General features: G+C 42.9%; 18 protein-coding genes. 9 read left to right on the top strand and 9 right to left on the bottom strand.

Features of this window, described 5'->3' with window-relative positions; all coding sequences use genetic code 11:
• The first annotated feature begins 76 nt into the window (after window positions 1–76).
• The 3 genes from DXX94_RS06245 to DXX94_RS06235 all read left to right on the top strand — a co-directional run bounded on the left by DXX94_RS06245 (window position 77) and on the right by DXX94_RS06235 (window position 3,275).
• Entirely contained in the window at window positions 77–1,459 is a 1,383-nt protein-coding gene (locus DXX94_RS06245) for an amidohydrolase (RefSeq protein ID WP_116014593.1), read from the top strand.
• Between the two features lie 15 nt (window positions 1,460–1,474).
• Window positions 1,475–2,740 carry an amidohydrolase family protein gene (locus DXX94_RS06240; RefSeq protein WP_116014592.1) on the top strand — a complete coding sequence of 422 codons (1,266 nt, stop codon included), beginning with the start codon at window positions 1,475–1,477 and terminating at the stop codon, window positions 2,738–2,740.
• A gap of 151 nt (window positions 2,741–2,891) precedes the next feature.
• On the top strand, window positions 2,892–3,275 hold the full coding sequence (locus DXX94_RS06235) for a hypothetical protein (protein ID WP_116014590.1): 384 nt from the start codon (window positions 2,892–2,894) through the stop codon (window positions 3,273–3,275).
• Window positions 3,276–3,320: 45 nt separating this feature from the next.
• Here DXX94_RS06235 and DXX94_RS06230 read toward each other — a convergent pair whose 3' ends face one another.
• From DXX94_RS06230 to DXX94_RS06210, 5 genes are all read right to left on the bottom strand, one after another.
• Entirely contained in the window at window positions 3,321–3,872 is a 552-nt protein-coding gene (locus DXX94_RS06230) for a DinB family protein (RefSeq protein ID WP_116014588.1), read from the bottom strand.
• Between the two features lie 115 nt (window positions 3,873–3,987).
• Window positions 3,988–4,401, bottom strand: a complete 414-nt coding sequence (locus tag DXX94_RS06225) for a hypothetical protein (RefSeq protein WP_116014587.1) — start codon at window positions 4,399–4,401, stop codon at window positions 3,988–3,990.
• 222 nt (window positions 4,402–4,623) lie between these two features.
• Complete coding sequence (locus DXX94_RS06220) at window positions 4,624–5,493, bottom strand: amidohydrolase family protein (RefSeq protein ID WP_116014585.1); 870 nt, start codon at window positions 5,491–5,493, stop codon at window positions 4,624–4,626.
• A 49-nt stretch (window positions 5,494–5,542) separates the two neighbouring features.
• Entirely contained in the window at window positions 5,543–6,268 is a 726-nt protein-coding gene (locus DXX94_RS06215; RefSeq protein WP_116014583.1) for an SDR family NAD(P)-dependent oxidoreductase, read from the bottom strand.
• A 113-nt stretch (window positions 6,269–6,381) separates the two neighbouring features.
• Window positions 6,382–7,077: a TetR/AcrR family transcriptional regulator gene (locus tag DXX94_RS06210; protein WP_181901493.1), complete on the bottom strand. Its 696-nt coding sequence runs from the start codon at window positions 7,075–7,077 to the stop codon at window positions 6,382–6,384.
• A 232-nt stretch (window positions 7,078–7,309) separates the two neighbouring features.
• On the opposite strand from DXX94_RS06210, the gene DXX94_RS06205 reads away from it, so the two are divergent.
• The 3 genes from DXX94_RS06205 to DXX94_RS06195 all read left to right on the top strand — a co-directional run bounded on the left by DXX94_RS06205 (window position 7,310) and on the right by DXX94_RS06195 (window position 11,172).
• A complete protein-coding gene (locus DXX94_RS06205; RefSeq protein WP_116014580.1) occupies window positions 7,310–7,735 on the top strand; it encodes a DUF3010 family protein in 426 nt (141 codons plus the stop codon).
• Between the two features lie 192 nt (window positions 7,736–7,927).
• The gene (locus DXX94_RS06200) at window positions 7,928–9,724 is read left to right on the top strand and encodes an acyl-CoA dehydrogenase C-terminal domain-containing protein (protein WP_116014579.1); all 1,797 of its coding nucleotides are present in this window, start codon (window positions 7,928–7,930) and stop codon (window positions 9,722–9,724) included.
• Between the two features lie 266 nt (window positions 9,725–9,990).
• On the top strand, window positions 9,991–11,172 hold the full coding sequence (locus DXX94_RS06195) for a tetratricopeptide repeat protein (RefSeq protein ID WP_116014577.1): 1,182 nt from the start codon (window positions 9,991–9,993) through the stop codon (window positions 11,170–11,172).
• 87 nt (window positions 11,173–11,259) lie between these two features.
• On the opposite strand, the gene DXX94_RS06190 is transcribed toward DXX94_RS06195, so the two are convergent.
• The 4 genes from DXX94_RS06190 to rpsT form a co-directional block, all read right to left on the bottom strand.
• Window positions 11,260–11,763: a TlpA family protein disulfide reductase gene (locus DXX94_RS06190; protein ID WP_116014575.1), complete on the bottom strand. Its 504-nt coding sequence runs from the start codon at window positions 11,761–11,763 to the stop codon at window positions 11,260–11,262.
• A gap of 84 nt (window positions 11,764–11,847) precedes the next feature.
• On the bottom strand, window positions 11,848–13,449 hold the full coding sequence (locus tag DXX94_RS06185) for a GMC family oxidoreductase (RefSeq protein ID WP_116014574.1): 1,602 nt from the start codon (window positions 13,447–13,449) through the stop codon (window positions 11,848–11,850).
• A gap of 232 nt (window positions 13,450–13,681) precedes the next feature.
• Window positions 13,682–15,376, bottom strand: coding sequence for a dipeptidyl-peptidase 3 family protein (locus tag DXX94_RS06180; RefSeq protein WP_116014572.1), 1,695 nt, complete (start codon window positions 15,374–15,376; stop codon window positions 13,682–13,684).
• A 241-nt stretch (window positions 15,377–15,617) separates the two neighbouring features.
• Window positions 15,618–15,878: a 30S ribosomal protein S20 gene (rpsT, locus tag DXX94_RS06175; protein WP_115999434.1), complete on the bottom strand. Its 261-nt coding sequence runs from the start codon at window positions 15,876–15,878 to the stop codon at window positions 15,618–15,620.
• A gap of 348 nt (window positions 15,879–16,226) precedes the next feature.
• Between rpsT and murJ the strand changes: the two genes are divergently transcribed.
• The 3 genes from murJ (at window position 16,227) to ileS (ending at window position 21,849) form a co-directional block, all read left to right on the top strand.
• Window positions 16,227–17,816 (top strand): murein biosynthesis integral membrane protein MurJ, encoded by a 1,590-nt coding sequence (gene murJ, locus DXX94_RS06170; protein WP_116014570.1) that lies wholly within the window; start codon window positions 16,227–16,229, stop codon window positions 17,814–17,816.
• 142 nt (window positions 17,817–17,958) lie between these two features.
• The gene (gene ribF, locus DXX94_RS06165; RefSeq protein WP_116018337.1) at window positions 17,959–18,900 is read left to right on the top strand and encodes a bifunctional riboflavin kinase/FAD synthetase; all 942 of its coding nucleotides are present in this window, start codon (window positions 17,959–17,961) and stop codon (window positions 18,898–18,900) included.
• Window positions 18,901–19,032: 132 nt separating this feature from the next.
• Window positions 19,033–21,849: an isoleucine--tRNA ligase gene (ileS, locus tag DXX94_RS06160; protein WP_116014569.1), complete on the top strand. Its 2,817-nt coding sequence runs from the start codon at window positions 19,033–19,035 to the stop codon at window positions 21,847–21,849.
• The last annotated feature ends 35 nt before the right edge of the window (window positions 21,850–21,884 follow it).

Genomic DNA, 21,884 nt, shown 5'->3' with positions numbered 1-21,884 from the left:
GTTGATCCATTGTCAAAATAATATGCTCAACGCCGCTGTAAAGTAGCGCAAAAAAGAGCAAAACTCAGGAATAACCATGAAAAAATTGATGCCATCATTGGTGATGGTAGCGGTTTCTGTTGCGCTAACCGGCTGTATACAGTCTGAGCAACAAGACGCGAAAGTCACCATCAATAAAAACCCGTACCCAAGTACTTATCAAACCTTACCTCAGCAAACAACGTTGATTAAAAATGCTACTGTGCTAATTGGTAACGGTGAGCGCCTTGACAATGCTGATGTGTTGTTTGTTGACGGTAAAGTGAGTCAAGTAGGGCAAAACTTAGCAGCTGATGGCGCAACGGTAATTGATGGCCAAGGTAAGTGGGTTACGCCAGGCGTGATTGACGTGCATTCTCACTACGGTGTTTACCCTAGCCCTTCGGTTGAATCACATGCTGATGGCAACGAAATGACTGCGCCAAATACTTCAGAAGTTTGGGCTGAGCACAGTGTTTGGCCACAAGATCCGGGCTTTAATGCCGCACGCGCAGGCGGTGTTACTACGCTACAAATTTTACCGGGCTCAGCTAACTTATTCGGCGGCCGCGGTGTTACCTTGAAGAACGTGCCAAGTCACACGATGCAAGGAATGAAGTTCCCTGATGCACCCTATGGTCTGAAAATGGCCTGTGGCGAAAACCCAAAACGCGTTTATGGTGGTCGCAAAGAAGCACCGGGTACGCGTATGGGTAATATGGCTGGCTACCGTATGGCATGGGCCGAGGCGGCAGAATACAAGCGTGCTTGGGAAAAATATGACGCTGACTATGCAGCTGGTAAAAACCCAGCAGCACCAGTTCGTGATATTGAGCTAGACACGCTTAAAGGTGTGCTTGATGGCGAGATCTTAATTCACAATCATTGTTACAAAGCCGAAGAAATGGCCATGATGGTCGACTTAGGTAAAGAATTTAACTACCACTCTGGTACTTTCCACCATGCCGTTGAAGCATACAAAATCGCTGATATGTTAGGTGAAAATGGCAACTGTGCAGCGATGTGGCCAGATTGGTGGGGCTTTAAAATGGAAGCCTACGACATGGTCGAAGAGAACGTTGCTATTGTCGATGCGATGAAAAACTCGTGTGCGGTAGTTCACTCAGATTCAGGCACAACTATTCAGCGTCTAAACCAAGAAGCGGCAAAAGTGATGTACCGTGCCAATGAAAATGGTTTTGCATTAACAGAAGCTGATGCTATTCGTTGGATCACCAGTAATGCGGCGAAGTCATTGGGTATTGAAGATAAAACAGGCAGCCTTGAGCAAGGCAAAAACGCTGATGTCGTGATTTGGAATACTAACCCGTTTAGCGTGTATGCATTAGCAGAGCAAGTATTTGTTGATGGTGCAAAAGTTTACGACCGTTTTGATGAGAACTATCAAGCGCAAAGTGACTTTATGTTAGGTCAGGAATAACAGGAGGCAAGGACTATGACATTACGAAATAAACGTTTTAAATCATCATTAATTGCCTTAGCACTAGCCGCGGCATCTTCAGCTCATGCTGCGAGCGTGGCGATTACCAATGCAAAAGTGCACACGGTTACTGATGCTGGCGTGCTTGAAAATGCCACTGTTGTAATTGATAACGGCGTGATCACCGCAATTAACCCTGAATCTGTTGCGGCTGATCAAGTCATTGATGCCAACGGTAAAGTGCTAACGCCAGGCTTTATTAGTTCAATGAATCAAATTGGCTTAGTGGAAGTTAGTGCGGTTGCTCACAGCCGAGATGCTGATGCGAAGAAAGCGGATATTACTTTTGATCCAAGTGTTGCTTTTAACCCTAAATCAAGCCTGATCTCTTTCACCCGTAAAGCAGGTATTACTGCCAATGTCACGGCGCCAAATGGTGGTGACAGCATGTTTAAAGGCCAAACCTTTGCTGCCAAACTAAACGGCGAATTCGACAGTGTTTTTAGTGCAAAAAATGGTGTGCTGGTAGCGCTTGGTAGCGAATCTAAAGGTTCACGTGCGACTAATTTACTGGCGTTAACGCACAAGCTTGAAGATGCGAAAAAAGCGCTAGATAAAGCGGCGAAAATGGCTGCCAAAAATGGCAAGGGCGATAAAGACAAGAAAGAGCCCAAGCGCAGTGAGCAGGAAATCAATGCGTTGTTAAAAGGCGAAAAGCCGCTACTTGTTTATGTTGATCGCGCCACCGACATTTTAGCTGTGCTTGAGCTTAAGCAGCGCTTCAACCTTGATTTGGTATTGCTTGGTGCGGCTGATGCGCCATTAGTGGCTAAGCAAATTGCTGATGCTGAAGTGCCTGTCGTGATGGGCGCACTGCGCAACCTACCGGGTAGCTTTGACTCATTGCACGTTAATTTAGCGAATGCGGGCAAATTAGATAAAGCGGGTGTTAACGTGGTATTGACTGTCGATGGTGACTCGCACAATGCCCACCAGCTGCGCTTTGATGCCGGTAATGCCGTTGCCAATGGTATGGACTATCAAGAAGCTCTAGCCGCGGTGACAGCAAACGTTGCGGATGCGTTTAACTTAGATACTGGCCGCATTGCGGTTGGCAAACCTGCAGATATCGTGCTGTGGAGTGCTGACCCGTTTGAGCTAAGCACAACGGTTGAGCAAATGTGGATTGATGGCGAGCAGCAGGTGCTTGAAAGTCGTCAAGATAAACTACGCGAGCGCTATACAACATCTAGCGAAATGCCGCGTGCCTATACCAAGTAAATGGGTATGCTAAAATTTGCATTATGTCTAAAAACCTCATTAACTTGTTAATGAGGTTTTTTGTTTTTACGATTTAGTTTCTTAGCAAAGGTTTAGTCACTTAGTGAAAATCTTTAATCAGCTAGGCACTCAATGAAAATAATGAGAAGTAATGTTTAAAGCACATTGTGATTATGAAATATCTATATCTGACAGCATTATGTACACCACAATGCGTGGGGTATGGAATATTGAAGGTGTACAGCAATATTTTGATGACATAAAGCTTAAGGCCGAGTTTGTGCGTCACCAACCCTGGGTAAGGATTGCAGATACGCTCGAGTTTGAAGGGGGTGCGATGGAGTTGATGGATGCGCTAAAAGAGATTCAAGCATGGAGCCTTAGCAATAATTGCCGTTATCTATTCTTAGTTGCACCAAAGCCGATGAACAAAACGATTCTGGATATGCATCAAGCAACCTACGAGAATATGAAGTACGTATATTCAATGGAAGAAGCTGTCAGTCAGGCAAAGGCAATATTAAAGGAGAAGTAATTCAAACTTTGCCTAGTTTAGTAAAGCTGTATTGTTTTCAGGTGATTAGGTGTCTATCAGCCCGCTGCCTTCTGGCACAATCACGGGCAAATCCATACAACCATAATCAGCACCAAATTGACTCAACACACAAGTGAGTTGACCTCGATGGTGGGTTTGATGGTTAAATAAATGCTGAATAACGTCGCTAGCGACTTTGGTCACAGTGTCACCTTCTGTGGTGGTGTAGTGTATTACCTTACCGCACTCTTGTTCACTAAGCCCTTGGCAAAATTCAATTAATAGCTCATCAAGCTTAGCCCTAACACTACTTAACTCTTCTATATGCTTAAAGTAAGTATCTTTTGGCGATACTGGCGTTGGAAAACTTGCCAATGAATCGCTAGATAAGCTTGCTAAATTGTTGCTTGCCAGTCGACCAAGTAAAATTAGGTCACCAAATAGTAGATGATTCCAGTAGCTGGTGATGGTTGCGAAGAACGAATCAGTTGGCTTGTCTAGTAGCGCTTTTGGCAAAGCTTGACATACAGCCAGCAGTTGTTGGTTAATGCGCTGATTATAGAGTGCCATCATTTGAAAGTTTTGAACAATACTCAACAGATTTCCTTGTTTGTCATTTGATTGCAATTTATTGGCTTATTATTAGAAATTGCTGTTATGTAAAAATTTAATGTTAGGTTGCGATATTCGGTTTCAACTGCAACATTGGATTTCAGCCCGAAACATTTAGCACATAAGCCTTGTATGCAATAAAAACCAGCATTGCGATTGCAAGCAAAAAGTACATTACGATAGTACCGATGTATCTATTGTTAATAAGGGGTTTTGATAAAATCGTTTTTAATTCAGGTACCAGCGTTGTCGTTTCTGCTACTGTCATTATGAGCACTTTTTCTAACGCGTATATCCGCTTGGTTAGAGGCAGTAAAACAGAGGCATTCATAATGATAAATAATAAAAAGCCAATACTTAAAATAACAGCAGATTCTATTGGAAATTCGCTGGGTTTATTGAGTGACAACAGCCAGCCACTGATCGCAATAATGGCGATTGAATAGAAATTCCAGTAACTGTTTAATCGAGTTTCTAATTTCTCAATCACATCAATAATTTCTGCAGTATTCACTGAGTCACTCGCCTAATTAATCGTGTCGTGGGGTTATTGCCCTTTGCATTGGCAGCCCTAAATTTATGACCAGCTTTAAGGTTAGCAAGTATTACAGGCTTTGACGCAGACTGCCTGTATTAATAATTAAAAAATGACTTTGTTGTTTTATGAGTGGGAGATATAGCGTAATGAGCCATTAGCTTAGTTATTCAATTAGCCCCGTCACCGAAATTAACTAGCTTAGCGAGCGAATCCATACCAAAGATAAGCATTTTCAAACATGAGTTTTGATGCTAGTGAAGGATCAACAATTGATGTTTGATAATTATGCCATAACGCTTGGTAATAGGTCGAAAATAGGGTTAACGGGAAATTACTGGCGAGCATTACTCGATGCTCACCAAAACAACCGACTGTGTAATCAACAACTTGCTGTTGCCAGTATGAGCCATAGTGACGGTTAGTCATCTCCCAACCAGAGCACTTAATTGCAACTGTGTTAAAGCCTGCGAGCATTTGTATGCTTTGTTGCCAGTTGTGGTCATCTGCTAGGTTTGTGCTTGGCCAGCCAGCATGATTAATGATAACTCTTAGCTCTGGAAGGTTACCGAGAATATCGACTAGTAAGCTTACAGCAGGTAAATCCGCTAAAGACAGTTGCAGCTCAAAGTGGAGATCGTATGCGGCAATCGCCTTAAACTTTTCAAGAATGTCTGCTTGCGATAGCACAGAGACAGCATCATCATCGAGAATATGGCGAACGCCAACGACAGAGGAAAAGCCTGATAGTTTAACTAGCGATTGTTGGAATGTTGTAATATCAGCGCTCAAATCAATAGTGGCAACAGTTTTAAATGCCAACTGGCAAGACGGCTTGATAGTTTCTTCTAGCCAAGCAATTTCTCGCCAAGGTGCTTGATTATCAAACCCAGCTTCAATATGAACAAAGCCTGCTAACGATAGCGGGGCTTCTAGCAGTAAGTCATGACAACTAAAATCACGAGCTATTGTCGCTTTATCTGGCCAATATGGCGGATTTTCATTTTTAAGCCAGTGATAATCACCTTTTGCAAGGTCAAATAGGTGTAGGTGAGGGTCAATGAGTCGCATAGTGCTGATTTGGACGCTTTGCTTTAATTGCTGCCATTCTTATCTAGACTTATTGAGCGGTGTAACCGCCATCAATCACCTGCAAGCTGCCAGTAATAAATTTAGCCTTATCTGACGCTAGGAATAACGTTAACTCGGCGACTTCTTCTGGTTGACCCAGCCTACCAAGTGGTTGCAATGCCGCTTCTTCTTGATGGACTTGTTCAATGTCTGCTCCTGAGCTTTCAACATAACGATTAATCGCATTGTGATAAAGCGGAGTTTCAATTGTACCTGGGCATACCGCGTTAGCGCGTATGTTATGTGCGGCATAATCAAGTGCTGTGGTACGCGCCATTGAAGCAAGGGCTGACTTAGACAAGTTGTATGCGAATGAATTTCGCTTGCCAATTAAGGCTTGATCACTGGCTATGTAGATAATTGAACCGTTTTGTTGCGCTCGCATAAAAGGCAAGCAAGCTTGTGTTGCCGCAAAGGCACCTTTTACATTGATGTTAAACACGCGCTCAAAGTCGGCTTCACTGGTGTCTTCTATATTCGCAGAAAAGTGAACGCCTGCGTTTGAAACTAAAACGTCAATACTGTGTTCGTTACCGATTTTTTCAACCACATTTTTGACCGCAGAAACATCGGTCATATCACAGCGAATAAAATGACCATACTCACTAGGTTGAATGTCTAGGTTAAAGACTTGATAGCCATCATTAATAAAAGATTTAACGATGCTTAGGCCAATGCCTGAGCTACCACCAGTAATTACACAAGTTTTTGTCACAATAAGGTGTCTCAATAGGTTGCTATAAGCTTAATTATTTTCGGATTAGCTATTTGTCTTCATAGCAAGTTTAGCTGGTTTTACTCTGGCTTTACTCACGCTTTGTTCTGTTTCTACTCGGGCTTAGCTGTGAGGTAACCCACGATCATTGCACCAAGTTGTTTGCAGTGCTCTGCCATCGCAAGTGGCGAAGCAATTGCTGGTGTTAAGTCTTGGTAGAGAATTTTCTCGATCAGACCATTTATCATCATAAAGGTTGCCATATCACAAGCCATACTAGGCTGCGGGTGGTTAATTTCTGTCGAATGTTGAATTAACATTGCAGCAATCTCTCGATATTCTTGTGAGCGCTCGCTTAGCTGGCTAGTCGGTAAAATTTCGGGGTACAAACGCGAGTTTAAGTGCAAGGTTCTTAGTACACCAGCATTGCTGCTTAAAAACTCACAACAATTGTCGATGATATATTGCACTTGCTGGGCAAGTGATTCTTGCTTAACGGTAGTTAACGACAGCACCCATGCCCGCTGTTGGGTACCGAAATCTTGGTATAAATAGGGCAATAGCGCTTCTTTATTTTTAAAACGGCGATAAAAGGTGCCAACAGAAACCCCTGCTTGTTCGGTGATTTGAGCAATACTGATATGCTCAAAGAAGTCTTCTTTCAAACAATTATTGAGTGCATTAAGTAACTTTTCTTGAGTTTGCTGACTACGTACCTGTTTGGCTTCAATAATTGAATCTTGCTGCATACTTTTCACTTCATCCGTTGGTTTTACTGAACTGGCAATTGCTGAATGGCTTGTTCTCATCAGCAAATTTACCTTGCAGTGTAAGGTAACAATTAGGCTAAGTCGAGCAAGGGAATCGTCATCAAAGCCAATTAACTTATCCCGCAACAAACTTATTAGTGTAAAAGCTTCAAACCTTTGTTCGATTTTGTGCGTAATAAGGCAAAAATACTGTCCTTCACATACAGACGAGCGCATAATACCGCCCATTGATATGCAGAGAGTACGCACGGCGTACGAAGAGGCTAAAATTATGAAAGTATGTGGCGTAGAGCTTAAAGGTAACGATGCAATTGTATGTGTAATGTCGTTGGAAAACGGCTTGTATGATTTACCGCAACTAAGGGTTGCTAAAGTTTCGATTGACGATGCTGGCGATGCTGAGCAAGTACAAAAGTTTCAGTTTGCATTTAAGAAGCTGATGGAAGACTACCAAATTGAGCACGTGGTAATTAAGGGCAGAGCGCTAAAAGGTAAGTTTGCTGGTGGCCCTGTTGGCTTTAAGCTTGAAGCAGCAATTCAACTGATTGATAGCGTAAAAGTAGATATTGTCTCAGGCAGTTTTGTGAAGAACACACTAGCAAAAAGCCAAGTAGGTATCGACTTTCGCGATACAGGTTTGAAAAAGTTTCAGCAAACAGCGTTTGAAACCGTGTTTGCGTTTTTAGAAGCACGATAGGTTTATTAATAGCTTTAATGCCCAACAAGAAAAGCATAGCTATTAACAGCCACAATAGCCTTGTATAAACCAAGGTTATATTGAGCATAGATAGCTAGATTGTACTTTTAAAATGGCTGTCAACCTTGTTAAAATGTATGGGTATAACTAGTCCGACCAGTTGGTGGTGGGATCAATTTTGAGGAAACAACAATGCCAGAATATAAAGCTCCACTGCGTGACATGCAGTTCGTGATGCAAGAATTGTTAGACTGTGAAACACACTACCAAAACCTAGGCTATGAAGACGCAACACCTGACATGGTAAACGCAATTATGGCCGAAGCGGGTAAGTTCACTGAAGAAGTGATTGCGCCAATTAACCAATCCGGTGACGAGCAAGGCTGTAAGTGGGAAGACGGTATTGTCACTACACCTGATGGCTTTAAAGAAGCATACCAACAATACGTAGAAGGCGGCTGGCCAACATTATCTCAACCTGTTGAGCACGGTGGTCAAGGGTTACCGCACTCAATTAATACTGCAATTGGTGAGTTCTTATCAGCTGCAAACCACAGTTTCGCAATGTACCCAGGCCTAAGCCATGGTGCACTAGCAACGTTAGAAGCGCATGGTACTGAAGAGCAAAAAAACATGTTCATGCCGAAGCTAGTTGAAGGTACTTGGACTGGTACTATGTGTTTAACAGAACCACACTGTGGTACTGATTTAGGTATGTTACGTACCAAAGCTGAGTTAAATGACGACGGTTCATACTCACTAACGGGTACTAAAATCTTCATCTCAGCAGGTGAGCACGATTTATCAGACAACATTGTTCACATTGTAATTGCTCGTATTCCTGGTTCACCAGCAGGCACTAAAGGTATTTCTCTGTTTGTTGTACCTAAGTTCAATGCAACTGCCGACGGTGAAAAAGCAGACCGTAATGGTGTTAACTGTGGCTCAATTGAGCACAAAATGGGTATTCACGCAAATTCGACTTGTGTTATCAACTTCGATGGCGCGAAAGGTTACTTAATTGGTGAAGTTAACCGTGGTCTAAACTGCATGTTTACCTTTATGAATGCGGCACGTTTAGGTGTTGCCAATGAAGGTGTTGCAGCGGCTGACGCAGCTTTCCAAGGTTCACTAGCTTACGCACAAGACCGTTTACAAATGCGTTCATTAACAGGGCCTAAGAACCCAAACGGCGCAGCTGACCCAATTATCGTACACCCAGACGTGCGTCGTATGCTACTTACGCAAAAGTCGATTGCTGAAGGTGGTCGTGCATTAAACGGTTACTTAGCACAGCTAGTTGATATTGTTGAAGTAGAAAAAGACGCTGCGAAACGTGCTGAAGCTGAAAGCAAGTTAGCGCTATTAACGCCAATCGCTAAAGCTTTTCTTACTGAATTAGGTCTTGAGTGTACTAGTCACGGTGTACAAGTATTCGGTGGCCATGGCTTCATTAAAGAATGGGGCATGGAGCAGTTGATGCGTGATACTAAGATCAGCTGTTTATACGAAGGTACTACAGGTATTCAAGCACTTGATTTACTTGCGCGTAAAATCTTAGGTTCGAAAGGTGAACTAATTAAGCCGTTCGCAGCAGAAGTTACACAGTTCTGTACTGAAAATGTAACTGATGAGCAAATGAGCGAGTTCATTAAGCCAATGATTACCATTGCGCCTAACTGGCAGAAAATGACGCAAGAAATTGGCATGAAAGCGATGCAGAACCCAGATGAAATTGGCGCAGCATCGGTTGACTACCTAATGTACTCAGGTTACTTAACACTTGCTTATTTCTGGGCGAAAATGGCGAAGGTTGCTTTCACTCAGTTGGCTGAAGGTACAGAAGACAAAGCCTTCTACGAAGCGAAAATCAAAACAGCTCGCTTCTACTTTGCACGTATCTTACCTCGTGCACACGGTCATGCCGCATGTATCGAAAACGGTGCAGACAGCATGATGGCACATGACCTAGAAGAGTTCGTATTTTAATTAAAATACTAGATTCATAGTGATTTAAAAGGCCAGCATTTTGCTGGCCTTTTTTGTGGGAGAGGGCCAATGCTTGGCAGGCGGCCACTGATCTCTCCATCACATATTCATATGGCAAGCACATCATTTCCAGTCTCAGCACAATACATCTAACTAAATTACGACAACTAACTATATTACGAAAATATTAGTAGACCTTTTATTAACCAAGTATTAATGTAAATAATGTCTTCGTGCACAAAGGAATTGGTAGTTAAGGAGTGACAATGCGTAGTTTAGCGGTTTTGATATTCGTTTTTATGGTTGTTGGCTGTAGTAATCACCATGGCGGGCAGGCTAAGCAAGTTAATCAAAAAAACGCAGCGCAAACACTACCGATCGCTTATCATCTATTTAACCCTCAAACCGTCGATATTACCTCAGAACAAGCGCTTTTCAGTCTTAGTGCCGCTCAACAACAGCAGTTTCTAGATTATTATAACAAGGCACTAGCTAAGGGAGACGACAAGCATAAAATCATCAGTGACTACTTGCTCAGTAAACTGTCAAATTTTACTTATTACGGCGAAACGCATACCGCCTCTCAAGCAATGGCTAGCTTGGAAGGCAATTGTATGAGCTTAGCTATTTTGACTACTGCCTTGGCGCGTTTAGCGGATGTTGATTTAGCTTTTAGGGAAGTGCTCACCCTACCTGTGTTTGAAAAGCAGAATAACTTGGTGTTGTCATCAATCCATGTGCAAACCAAGTTATTTGCAGCACCCAGCGAAGGGCGGCTTAGTTCTATTTTCGCCAATGCAGGCGTTGTGATTGATTACTTTCCAGACTCAAGCAACATAAAGAGTCGTTACCTTAAGTACCATCAGTTTGTTGCTATGTACTACAAAAATATTGCAACTGATGCATTAGTCGCAAGTGATCTGGAAACAGCCTTTGCTAATGCGCTTACAGCCTACCAGTATGACCCTGCTAGCGTTGAAGTAATGAACTTGTTAGCCGTGGTTCATCGTCGAAAAGGGGATGAATACACGGCAGAGCAAATATACAAATATGCCATGAATCGCGCACCCAATAATCTTTCGTTGTTAAGTAACTATGCAACCTTATTGTCTATACAACAGCGCACTAAAGAGGCTAATAGTTTGCATGAAAAAATGGCGAAACTTGAAGATCCCAACCCTTACAGCTGGCTCGATCAGGCTTATTTAGCACAACAGCAAGGTAACTATCAGCAAGCCATCGCATTTTTTAATCGTACGATTGAATTAGCGCCATACGTTAACCAAGCTTATGTTGGCTTATATCAGGTTTATATGGCTAAAGGTCATGAAGCAAGAGCTAAAAATGCAATTGCTAAAGCTCTTGACTGGACCTATAAACAGTCAGAGCGACGTAAACTGAAATATAAGCTGTACGGGCGAAATAAGGCGTCAGGTATCAACCAATAGTGAGACTGGCTGATACCATTGAATTAATCGGATAACTAGGCTTGTAAATTAAGTCGGTAAGCTAAGTTAATAAAACAAGTCAATTAATTACTTTTCGGCAATAACCTGTGTGGCTTTTAGAAGGCGAGGGTCTTTAACGTCTGAGCTGGTGTATTTAAAAATGGCTTCACCGTTGCGCTTGATAAAGAAAGTGGTTGGCGTGCCTGAAACACCGAACTTTCTAACGACTTCTTCGCCATTAACGGCTGTTTTAAAAGTATAACCGCGCTCTGCTAATACATCTTGAGGTTTAGCGTCTTCATCTTCGTTGAAACTAATACCAACTAATACCACTTCTGGGTGTTTTTCGACTAATTCTACTAATTTGGGTTGCAGGCGCTTACAGTATGGGCACCAAGTCGCCCAAAAATGCAAAATTACTGGCTTACCTTCAAACATTTTCAAATTTATTGGCTCACCATTTTGCATGGTGAGTTGCCAGTCCGGCACAATATTTGACGGTGTATTTGATGAAGCTTTTTGTTCTGCAAAAGCGTTGCTAATTGTCAGTAAGAAAAGGCTGGCTGCTAAGCAGATTGATTGAAATTTCATAGCTTTCCTGAAATTAAATGAGTGAAGTAATAATGTCACTAGACCATGCAAGTGACATTATTCATTCAATTCCAAAAAATAAATTTACTGGTGTTGTGCGAGTATGGAGTCGGCAACCTTAGCTGCAATCATAATGGTTGGCGCATTGGTGTTCCCACTGATAAGCGTAGGCATGATTGAAGCATCAATAACGCGCAGCGATTTTAAGCCGTGTACTTTTAAGTCTTTATCTACCACAGCCATTTCATCACTACCCATTTTACATGTTCCCACTGGATGATAAATGGTATTAGCTCGCTCTCTAAGGAAGGCTAGAATATCTTCGTCTGTGGTGGCAGATACACCCGGGTAGATTTCATTACCTAGCTCTCCTGCAAGTGGGTGTTGAGCGAAAATTTCTCTAACCCTGCGCACTCCCTCAACCATAAGTGCCTGATCATCTTTGTCAGAAAGCATGTTAAGTTCAATTTTTGGGTGTAAATGCGGGGCATTGCCAAATAAAGTAACTTGTCCTCTGCTTTTGGGTCTTAGCAAGCAAACATGCATTGCCACCCCATAGCGGCAAAGCATTGTTAAGTTACGACCATGGTCGTCCATCGCAAAAGGCATAAAGTGTAGCTGAATATCAGGTCGCTCTAGTGTGCTGTCTGTTTTGATAAAGCCGCCTGCTTCAGCCGCTGCACTAGTGAGTACACCTTCACGCTTGGTAAAGTACTTTAGAATGCTTGGAGCGAGCTTTGCCATGGCAACAGGACGAAACGCAATGCCATCGGTTTCTTGGTACTCATTGAGTACGATAATGTCTACATGATCTTGTAAGTTTTGCCCGACCCCAGCTAGCTCATGTACTACAGGAATATTGTGTTTTTCTAGTTCAGCTTTTGGACCTACGCCTGAGAGCATAAGGAGCTGAGGAGAATTAAATGCGCCTGCACTGAGTATGACTTCCTTATGAGCAACAATTTCTTTCCATTTTTGTTTATGTTTTATTCTGACACCCACTGCGATTTTTTCTTCAAATAGCACTTTTTCAACCATAGCTTCGGTTAAAACGGTGAGGTTGGGGCGATCTAAGTTTGGAGTCAAAAATGCTTTGGCGGCGCTGCAGCGTTCACCGTCTTTTTGGGTTACTTGGTAGTAGCCAACACCTTCTTGTGAGGCGCCATTAAAATCATTATTTATTGGGTAACCAGCATTGGCTGCGGAGCTGATAAATTTATCGAATACGGGCAGTTTACAGCGTGACTCAGCGACATTGAGCGGACCATCTATCCCATGATAATCATCAGCGCCACGTTCTTGGTGCTGAGTGGCTTTAAAATAGGGAAGTACGTCGTCATACCCCCAGCCTTCATTGCCCATATCACGCCATGCATCATAGTCTTCTTTTTGGCCTCTAACATAAAGCATAGCGTTAACCGAGCTACTACCACCGAGTGTTTTGCCTCTAGGGTTAAATATTTGACGTTGGTTTTGAGTTGCTTCAGGGGCAGTATCGTATAGCCAGTTGTATTTACTACTGCGCATAAGCTCAATCGTTCCCAGAGGAACATGAATGAATGGTGAGCTGTCTTTGGGACCAGCCTCAATTAGGCATACTTGAAATTGCCCATCTGCAGATAACTTATCAGCTAGGACGCAGCCAGCAGAACCTCCCCCAACAATGATAAAATCAAAACTATCCATTGTTCACCTGTTGTATTTTCGTTGTAATTTAAGATTCGTAATTTCAGTTATTTTTATTATTGTGCTTTTTATATACAGAATTAATAGTGACAATGCGAGCACTATTCTGCGTTTGTTTGATTGAAAGCGAAAATAACGAGTAGAGAACTTAAGAGAAAAGTTACGTTAGACATAAAAAAGCCGAAGCTAAGCTTCGGCTTTTTTTACTTTTACTGACTCGTCCAAAATAAGGCTATTTCAGCCCTAGAACTTGTTTGCCTTGCTCAAATACGATATCTACAGGAATATTTGCAGCTTCAAGTTTCGCTAAGCTTTTCGCTAGGTCTTCTTTGATCAGGCCTTTTTCTTTGACCAACTGATCAACGCCTGCGTAATCACCGTTACCTTGCAGCGTCAAAATTAGCTCAGATAATGAATCGACAGCTTGCGTCATCTTCTCCATATTTACGCTGTATAAACCTTGTTCGTCACGGCTAAAGGCACCTTGCTCTTGGAAATAATTGAAGCGCACCATATTTGCTTTACCGTGCGCAGAGCTCGCGCCAAAGCGCACAGAGCGGAAGATACCCGCCATAAAGGTAACGTAGTAATCCTCTAATGTGCCTTCGGTAATTGCGCCTTTCGCCAATAACTGTTTGACCATGTAAAGGCCAAGTACGTCAGCTTTGCCCTCTTCAAGCGCAGAGGCATGTTCTCTTAGTGCTTGGCGCACTGTGCCTTGGTCATTGATGGTGTTTTTAATGCCTAAACCGTGTGCGACTTCATGAAACATGGTGTTCGCAAAGAAGCCATTGAAAGTTACGTGCTTACGTTGTTCTGGCACAATAAGCTGCTCGGCAATCGGTAGCATAATTGCATCAAATTTGGCGCGCATGGCATTTTTTAGTTGCAGGCGACGTGTACCTTTGGCTAATTGCACTTCTTCGTCATTTGGTAGGTTGATCGCAATTGTTTTGCCACCTGCATTTGAATGCCCCGCATAGTAAATAACATCGTAGGCATTTAAGTCTGCATCTGAGCCCGGTGTTTCTTGCTTGTATTTCTTCGCCACAGGCAAGTCACGTTGCAGCTCTGGTAAAAATGCGGCGTATTTCGCTAAACGCTCACTCCAAGATAAGTCTTTTACTAACACATAAGACTCAAACGCTGCGCGGTAGCCAAATAACTGATCTTCATAAGTTTCAATTGGACCAATCACCACGTCAATTGGGTTGGTTTTCATGTCCATCCAGGCAAAGTCTGATGCTTGGTAATCGTCAGCACGAAGGGCATTAGCACGCATCTTAAGGTAGTTAGCGAATTCTTGATTATCGGCAAAACCTGCTGCTTTTTCTAGAATAGCGGCGGCGCGATTGATTTCATCAGTGTAGATTTCAGAATAGGCTGTTGACGTAAGCTTGCCATTGGCGTCACGCTCAACAATGGAATATAACCCTTGCTTATCGGCGAAGTTTGCTTGTTCAAACTCGGCTTTGGTCATATCTGCTGGGTAAAACTGTGCGCCGTGAGATTTTGCATCAAAACCGGTTAAGAACGCTTTGTCACCATCTAATCGATCCCAAGGACCATAATTAATCTCAGCAAAAGCTTTTACTTTCGGGTCGCTTAATTTTGCCAGAAACGCTGTTTTATCTTGGTTAAATGCTTGTTTCCAAAATAGATCATCCATAATTTTAGATGCATCAATTAACAGCGATAGCATTTGCTTTTGATTGTCAGATAGGTGATTTAAATCAGCACTCAGCGTAACCGTTTTATAGATGTCTAAGCGATTTTCATGGTTTTCAACTAATGTTGGTGCTTGCTCAGATTTTGCTGTGTTGTCGCTACAAGCTGATAGTGCTGATGTGGCGATTAAAACAACAACAGCAAGTTTGCTTAGCTTAGCTTTGTTTGATTTGTTATTGGTTGTTGAATGTAGATTCATACGGGGAATTCTCATTATCATTGACGGCAAAAAGAGTAGGAAAAAACATTGCAGGGTGCAACTATTCTAAATGAGGCTTTACGGATTATGTAGCTGTCAATAGCTCTTAATGCGCGCGGGCATAAACGTGTAGGTATAAAAATGCAGTTATAAAAAAACCGGCTTAGGTGCCGGTTTTTAACATCGCTTATTTATTAACAACTATTAAAAGTGCTTATAAAGAAGCGTCTACAAAAACAAATTAAAGTGCTTTAATAGCAGCGTTTAAACGGCTCTTGCTACGAGCGGCTTTGTTTTTGTGAATAAGACCTTTAGTTGCGTAACGATCTAAGATCGGTTGCGCAGCTGCTAATTCTTTTGTTGCCAATTCTTTGTCACCGGCTTCAATTGCAGCGATTACTTTTTTAACTAAAGTACGCATCATTGAACGACGGCTTGCATTGTGTTGACGGCGCTTTTCAGATTGTACCGCACGTTTCTTAGCTTGCTTTGAGTTAGCCAAGGTGAACTCCTAAATGTGATAAAATATAGCCTAAATTTAAGGCGGCAAAATATGCCTTTTTTCTGAGGAATTGTCAATTGATTTAGCGATAAATATTACCAGATTTATTAATTACCGCTAAATTAATAACTCCCATTAAACAAACTAGCATTTATTTATTGGTTTAATAATAGCCATTTGCGTCAGTGAGCTGCGTTATTTCTGCGATTTTTAGCGCTGCTACACATAACGAGCCAGAAATAACTAAATTGCAGTACTAGCGGTAAACAGAACATTCTCTGCTTGTTTAACGCTTTGAGTTACCGTCATAATATTTCTTTTGTCTATTTTCCCTATTGAGCAAACAGAGTGAGTAAAAAGTTAATTAAGTCAGGCATTATTGTTAGCGCCATGACCATGATTTCCCGTGTACTTGGATTAGTGCGTGACGTGGTTATCGCTAACTTCATGGGAACAGGTGCAGGTGCTGACGTATTTTTCTTTGCTAATAAAATTCCCAACTTTTTACGACGCTTATTTGCTGAAGGAGCGTTCGCGCAGGCTTTTGTGCCAGTGCTCAGTGAGTATCAAGCACAAGATGAAAAAAGTGGCACAGATGAAACCAGAAAGCTGATTGCACAGGTGTCTGGCACGTTAGGGGTGGTGATATCTCTCGTAACTCTGTTCGGTATGATAGCTTCGCCCGTTATTGTTGCGCTGTTTGGTTTTGGCTGGTTTCTCGATTGGTGGCACGGAGGCGAGCAAGGCACTAAGTTTGAGCTGGCTTCTACGTTACTCAAAATTACTTTTCCGTATTTGTGGTTTATTAGCCTAACCGCACTTGCTGGCGCAATATTGAATACCTTAGGAAAGTTTGCCGCTGCCGCTTTCACACCGGTATTACTCAATGTTTGTATAATTGCCAGTGCTATTTTCTTGACTCCATACTTTGATTTGCCTGCTTACGCCTTAGCATGGGGGGTATTTTTTGGTGGTTTAGTGCAATTCTTGTTTCAACTGCCGTTTTTATATCGCGCAGGTGTTTTGGTAAAACCCAAGTGGGCGTGGCATGCACCTGGAGTGGCAAAAATTCGCAAGCTAATTGTGCCTGCTTTGTTTGGTGTTTCTGTTACCCAAATTAACCTGCTGTTAGATACCTTAATTGCCAGTTTCTTGGTCACGGGTTCGATTAGTTGGTTGTACTATGCAGATCGTTTACTGGAGTTTCCCCTTGGTTTATTTGGTATCGGTATTGCCACGGTAATTTTACCGAGCCTTTCTGGGCTGCACGCTAGAGAAAATAAAACAGAATTTTCTTCTACCATTGATTGGGGCTTGCGGGTTGTTTGCTTGATGGGAATGCCAGCGTTAGCTGGGTTAATGGTGCTTGCTCAGCCTATCATCATGCTATTGTTTATGCGCGGTGAATTCAGTCAAAGCGATGTGCAGCAAGTGTCTTACGCCCTTTATGCGTATCTTTCTGGCTTAGTAAGTTTTATGTTTATTAAAGTGCTCGCCCCAGGGTTCTACTCACGTCAAGATACCAAAACTCCGGTTAAAATAGGCATAATTGCCATGGTGGCAAACATGGCTTTTAATTTAATGTTAGCGCCGTTTTATGGCTATGTTGGTTTGGCAATGGCAACTACCTTATCGGCAACTTTAAATGCCTTCCTGCTTTATCGTGGGTTGAAAAACAGTAGTGTGTTCACCATCCCCAATAAAACCAAGTGGTTTTTTGCGAAGTTAGTTGTCGCCTCTGCGCTAATGGCTAGCGCTATTATCTATTTTCAGCCAAGCGAAAATGAGTGGTTTGCAATGGTATTTTCACAGCAGTTAGTACATATCAGTGGTTTGATTGTTGCCGGCGTTATTGTTTACTTTGCTTTGCTATGGCTAATGCGAGTAAAACTCAGTGATTTTAAGGTTGATAAAAATAGCCCGATTTCTGCTCGTTAAATGCTGATTCTTTACTGAGACTAATATATAATTCGTCGGTTTTTTAGGTTAGATAGGCTAACTTGCTGATAACTGATGAATGCCTAAAAACACATCAGCTAAGCTAGGCCAAAAGATTAAACAGACAAGATTGAATCGCTCAATGCAGTTAATTCGCGGAATTCATAACATAAAACCAGCTGATCACGGCTGTGTATTGACCATAGGTAATTTCGATGGCGTTCACTTAGGGCACCGGCGCGTTGTTACCGCATTGATAGAGCAGGCAAAAGCACTGAATTGTGTGCCTGCTGTGATGGTATTTGAGCCGCAGCCGCAAGAGTTGTTTAGCCCTGTAACGGCGCCAGCTCGATTAACTCGCTTACGAGATAAATATGCCTTGCTGGCAGAGCTTGGGGTAGAGCGCTTAATTTGTGTGAACTTTAATCATGCTTTTGCTAGCCAAACGGCCGAGTACTTTATCGAGCAATTGTTGGTTAAACAGCTTGGTATTAAGCATTTGATCATTGGCGATGATTTTCGCTTTGGTAAGAATCGCACTGGCGACTTTAAAATGCTGAGCCAAGCGGGCGGGCAATTTGGCTTTGGTGTTTCGGATACCGCGAGCTTTAAATTAGATGATTGCCGCATTAGTAGTACCGAGATCCGTCAAGCCTTAGAGCAAGACAGACTAGCTGACGCGCAAGGCATGCTGGGCAGACCTTACTCGATTCATGGTCGTGTTTTCCACGGTGACAAACGTGGTCGAGAGTTAGGCTTCCCGACGGCTAATATCAAGCTTAAACGCCGTGTATCGCCAGTATCTGGTGTCTATGCGGTGCAAGTGAATAGCAAAGCCGGGACATATTTTGGTGTTGCCAATATTGGTTCAAGACCTACAGTGGCAGGCATTAGACAACAACTTGAAGTGCATATTTTCGATTTTAACCAAGATGTGTACGGTCAGATATTAGAAGTTGTTTTACTAGATAAACTGCGCGCAGAACGTAAGTTTAACTCTTTGCAAGAGCTAACCGAACAGATTAACAAAGACAGCCAACAGGCGCGTCACTATGTAACTGAATATCAAGCCAAGATGGCTTAAGTTACATAAACTTAAATTAGCGAGCCTTAGTCCAAAAAACTAACGAATCATTGAGTTAGGGTAAAATTAGACTAAGCGAATTGAATAGAATCGTTAGATTGACCAGATTTGAATTAACGGATATCGACATAAATGAGTGATTACAAACATACCTTGAATTTGCCAGATACCAGTTTCCCAATGCGCGGCAACATGGCAAATCGTGAACCACAAATGCTGAAAGAATGGGCTGACAAGGGCCTTTACAGCAAAATTAGAGCGGCGAAAAAAGGTAAGAAGTCATTTATTTTGCATGACGGCCCTCCATACGCCAATGGTGACATTCACTTAGGTCACTCGGTAAACAAAATTCTTAAAGATATTATTGTTAAGGCAAAAACCTTATCTGACTTCGATTCGCCGTACGTACCTGGCTGGGATTGCCACGGTTTACCGATTGAGTTAGTGGTAGAGAAAAAATTTGGCAAACCAGGCCACAAACTATCAGCTACAGAGTTTCGTAAGAAGTGTCGTGAGTACGCGGCAAAGCAAGTCGATGGCCAGCGTGAGAGCTTCAAGCGCTTAGGTGTGTTTGGTGACTGGGAAAATCCGTACTTAACAATGGATTTTGAAACTGAAGCCAACATTATTCGCGCGCTCGGTAAAATCACGGAAAATGGTCACTTACAACAGGGCTTTAAACCAGTTTATTGGAGTGTTGTTGGCGGTTCTGCGCTTGCAGAAGCGGAAGTTGAATACGCCGACAAAGTTTCTTTCTCTATCGATGTAAAATATCCGGTTGTTGATGAATCTGTGCTAGCAGAGCTTGTGTCAGACTTATCAGGTAGCGGCAAAATTTCTGTTGTTATTTGGACAACAACGCCGTGGACACTGCCGTCTAGCCAAGCAGTTAGCGTTAATGCCGAGTTAGATTACGTTATTGTACAAGCAGGCGAGGAACGCTTGTTAGTTGCTGAAGCATTGCATGAAAGTGTGATGGAACGCGCAGGCGTGGAAGACTTCGCCATTGTTGGTCGCGTCAACGGTGCTGCACTTGAACACTTGCAAGTTAATCATCCTTTCTATGAGCGCAAAGTACCTGTTATTTTAGGCGATCACGTTACAACCGATGCGGGTACGGGCTGTGTTCATACCGCACCAGATCACGGTGTAGAAGATTTCAATGTTGGCAAACTATACAACATCGAAACGTTAAACTACTTAGACGATAACGGAATTTACCGCAGTAATGTCGAGTTGTTCGCGGGTGAGCACGTCTACAAAGTCGATGAGAAAGTGATTGATGTCGTTGCTGAGCATGGCAACTTACTTGTTAAAGACAAATTTACTCACAGCTATCCGCACTGCTGGAGAACGAAAACACCATTAATTTTCCGTGCGACGCCTCAATGGTTTGTGAGCATGACTAAGAATAGTCTTCGCGAAGAAGTTCAAGGTGCTGTTGAAGGTGTGCAGTGGATTCCTGACTGGGGCCGTGCGCGCATTGATTCAATGTTAGAGTCGAGCCCTGATTGGTGTATCTCTCGCCAGCGTACTTGGGGCGTACCAATAGCCTTGTTTGTTCACAAAGAAACACAAGCCTTGCACCCAGACACGCCACGTTTGATTGAAGAAGTGGCTAAGCTTGTTGAAAAGCAAGGTATGGACGCATGGTTCGACCTAGAAGTAAGTGATTTATTAGGCGATGACGCTGATGCTTATAGCAAAGTAACTGACACGCTAGACGTTTGGTTTGATTCTGGCGTTACCCATTACTCTGTTATGGCACAACGCGAAGAGTTAGGTTATCCAGCAGATTTATACTTGGAAGGCTCTGATCAGCACCGCGGTTGGTTCCAGTCTTCATTAAAAACAGCGATGGCGATTAATGGCAGTGCGCCATACAAGACGGTATTAACCCATGGTTTTACCGTTGATGCTGACGGTAAGAAAATGTCCAAGTCATTAGGCAATGTGATCACGCCATCAGAGATTACCAATAAGCTAGGAGCAGACATTCTTCGCTTGTGGGTTGCTTCGGTTAACTACACGCAAGAAATTACCGTTTCCGATGAAATCTTTAAGCGTCAAGCAGATGCTTATCGTCGTATTCGTAACACTTCACGCTTCTTGTTAGCTAACATTAACGGTTTCGAGCCAGCTCAGCATTCAGTTGCCGTTGAAGATATGGTGGCGTTGGATCGTTGGGTGGTAGCCAAAGCTGCTGCGCTGCAAGCAGAAATCGTTAATGCTTACGATGAATACGAGTTCCACCAAGTGGTGCACAAGCTAATGAACTTCTGTACAACGGAGCTTGGTGGCTTCTACTTAGACATCATTAAAGATCGTCAATACACAGCTAAATCTGACAGCCATGCGCGTCGTTCATGTCAAACCGCAATGTACTTAATTGCGGAAGCGATGACTCGTTGGATGGCACCAGTCTTGTCATTCACTGCACAAGAGATCTGGCAAGCATTGCCTGCTCCGGCTGCTGGCGAGCGTGATGAGTTTGTGTTCACTAATGTATGGTTTGAAGACATTGCTGGTATTACCAACGATGGCGAGCTGAGTGACGATTACTGGAACGACATTTTATTAGTACGTGCTGAAGTTAACAAAGCGCTAGAATCTGCTCGTAAAGATAAGAAAGTAGGAAAAGCGCTTGAAGCTGAAGTTACTTTGTATGCGCAAGCTGAGCTTGCAGATAAACTTGCGAAATTAGGTGACGAGCTACGCTTTGTACTGATCACGTCAGGCGCGGCGATTTCAACTGACGCAGCGCCTAGCGAAGCCGTAGCAACTGAGCTTGAAGGTTTATCAGTTGCGGTTGCGCAATCAGCAGGTACTAAGTGTGATCGTTGTTGGCACTTTACTGACGATGTCGGCGCGGTTGAAGCCCACCCTGAGCTATGTGGACGTTGTGTAACTAACGTTGATGGCGACGGTGAGCAGCGACAGTTCGCATAACTGACACTTCCAAAATAAACCGCTGAATTTCAGCG

This window comes from Thalassotalea euphylliae (assembly GCF_003390375.1).
GTDB lineage: Bacteria > Pseudomonadota > Gammaproteobacteria > Enterobacterales > Alteromonadaceae > Thalassotalea_F > Thalassotalea_F euphylliae_A.
Note: the sequence above shows the minus strand (reverse complement) of the source record. Positions and strands in the feature narration are given on the sequence as shown.

What these genes read in the sequence shown, in the direction of transcription:
- DXX94_RS06245 (WP_116014593.1), top strand. Translation starts at nt 77, where the DNA reads ATGAAAAAATTGATGCCATCATTGGTGATGGTAGCGGTTTCTGTTGCG.
- DXX94_RS06240 (WP_116014592.1), top strand. Translation starts at nt 1,475, where the DNA reads ATGACATTACGAAATAAACGTTTTAAATCATCATTAATTGCCTTAGCA.
- DXX94_RS06235 (WP_116014590.1), top strand. Translation starts at nt 2,892, where the DNA reads ATGTTTAAAGCACATTGTGATTATGAAATATCTATATCTGACAGCATT.
- DXX94_RS06220 (WP_116014585.1), bottom strand. Translation starts at nt 5,493, where the DNA reads ATGCGACTCATTGACCCTCACCTACACCTATTTGACCTTGCAAAAGGT.
- DXX94_RS06210 (WP_181901493.1), bottom strand. Translation starts at nt 7,077, where the DNA reads ATGAGAACAAGCCATTCAGCAATTGCCAGTTCAGTAAAACCAACGGAT.
- DXX94_RS06205 (WP_116014580.1), top strand. Translation starts at nt 7,310, where the DNA reads ATGAAAGTATGTGGCGTAGAGCTTAAAGGTAACGATGCAATTGTATGT.
- DXX94_RS06200 (WP_116014579.1), top strand. Translation starts at nt 7,928, where the DNA reads ATGCCAGAATATAAAGCTCCACTGCGTGACATGCAGTTCGTGATGCAA.
- DXX94_RS06195 (WP_116014577.1), top strand. Translation starts at nt 9,991, where the DNA reads ATGCGTAGTTTAGCGGTTTTGATATTCGTTTTTATGGTTGTTGGCTGT.
- DXX94_RS06190 (WP_116014575.1), bottom strand. Translation starts at nt 11,763, where the DNA reads ATGAAATTTCAATCAATCTGCTTAGCAGCCAGCCTTTTCTTACTGACA.
- DXX94_RS06185 (WP_116014574.1), bottom strand. Translation starts at nt 13,449, where the DNA reads ATGGATAGTTTTGATTTTATCATTGTTGGGGGAGGTTCTGCTGGCTGC.
- DXX94_RS06180 (WP_116014572.1), bottom strand. Translation starts at nt 15,376, where the DNA reads ATGAATCTACATTCAACAACCAATAACAAATCAAACAAAGCTAAGCTA.
- ribF (WP_116018337.1), top strand. Translation starts at nt 17,959, where the DNA reads ATGCAGTTAATTCGCGGAATTCATAACATAAAACCAGCTGATCACGGC.
- ileS (WP_116014569.1), top strand. Translation starts at nt 19,033, where the DNA reads ATGAGTGATTACAAACATACCTTGAATTTGCCAGATACCAGTTTCCCA.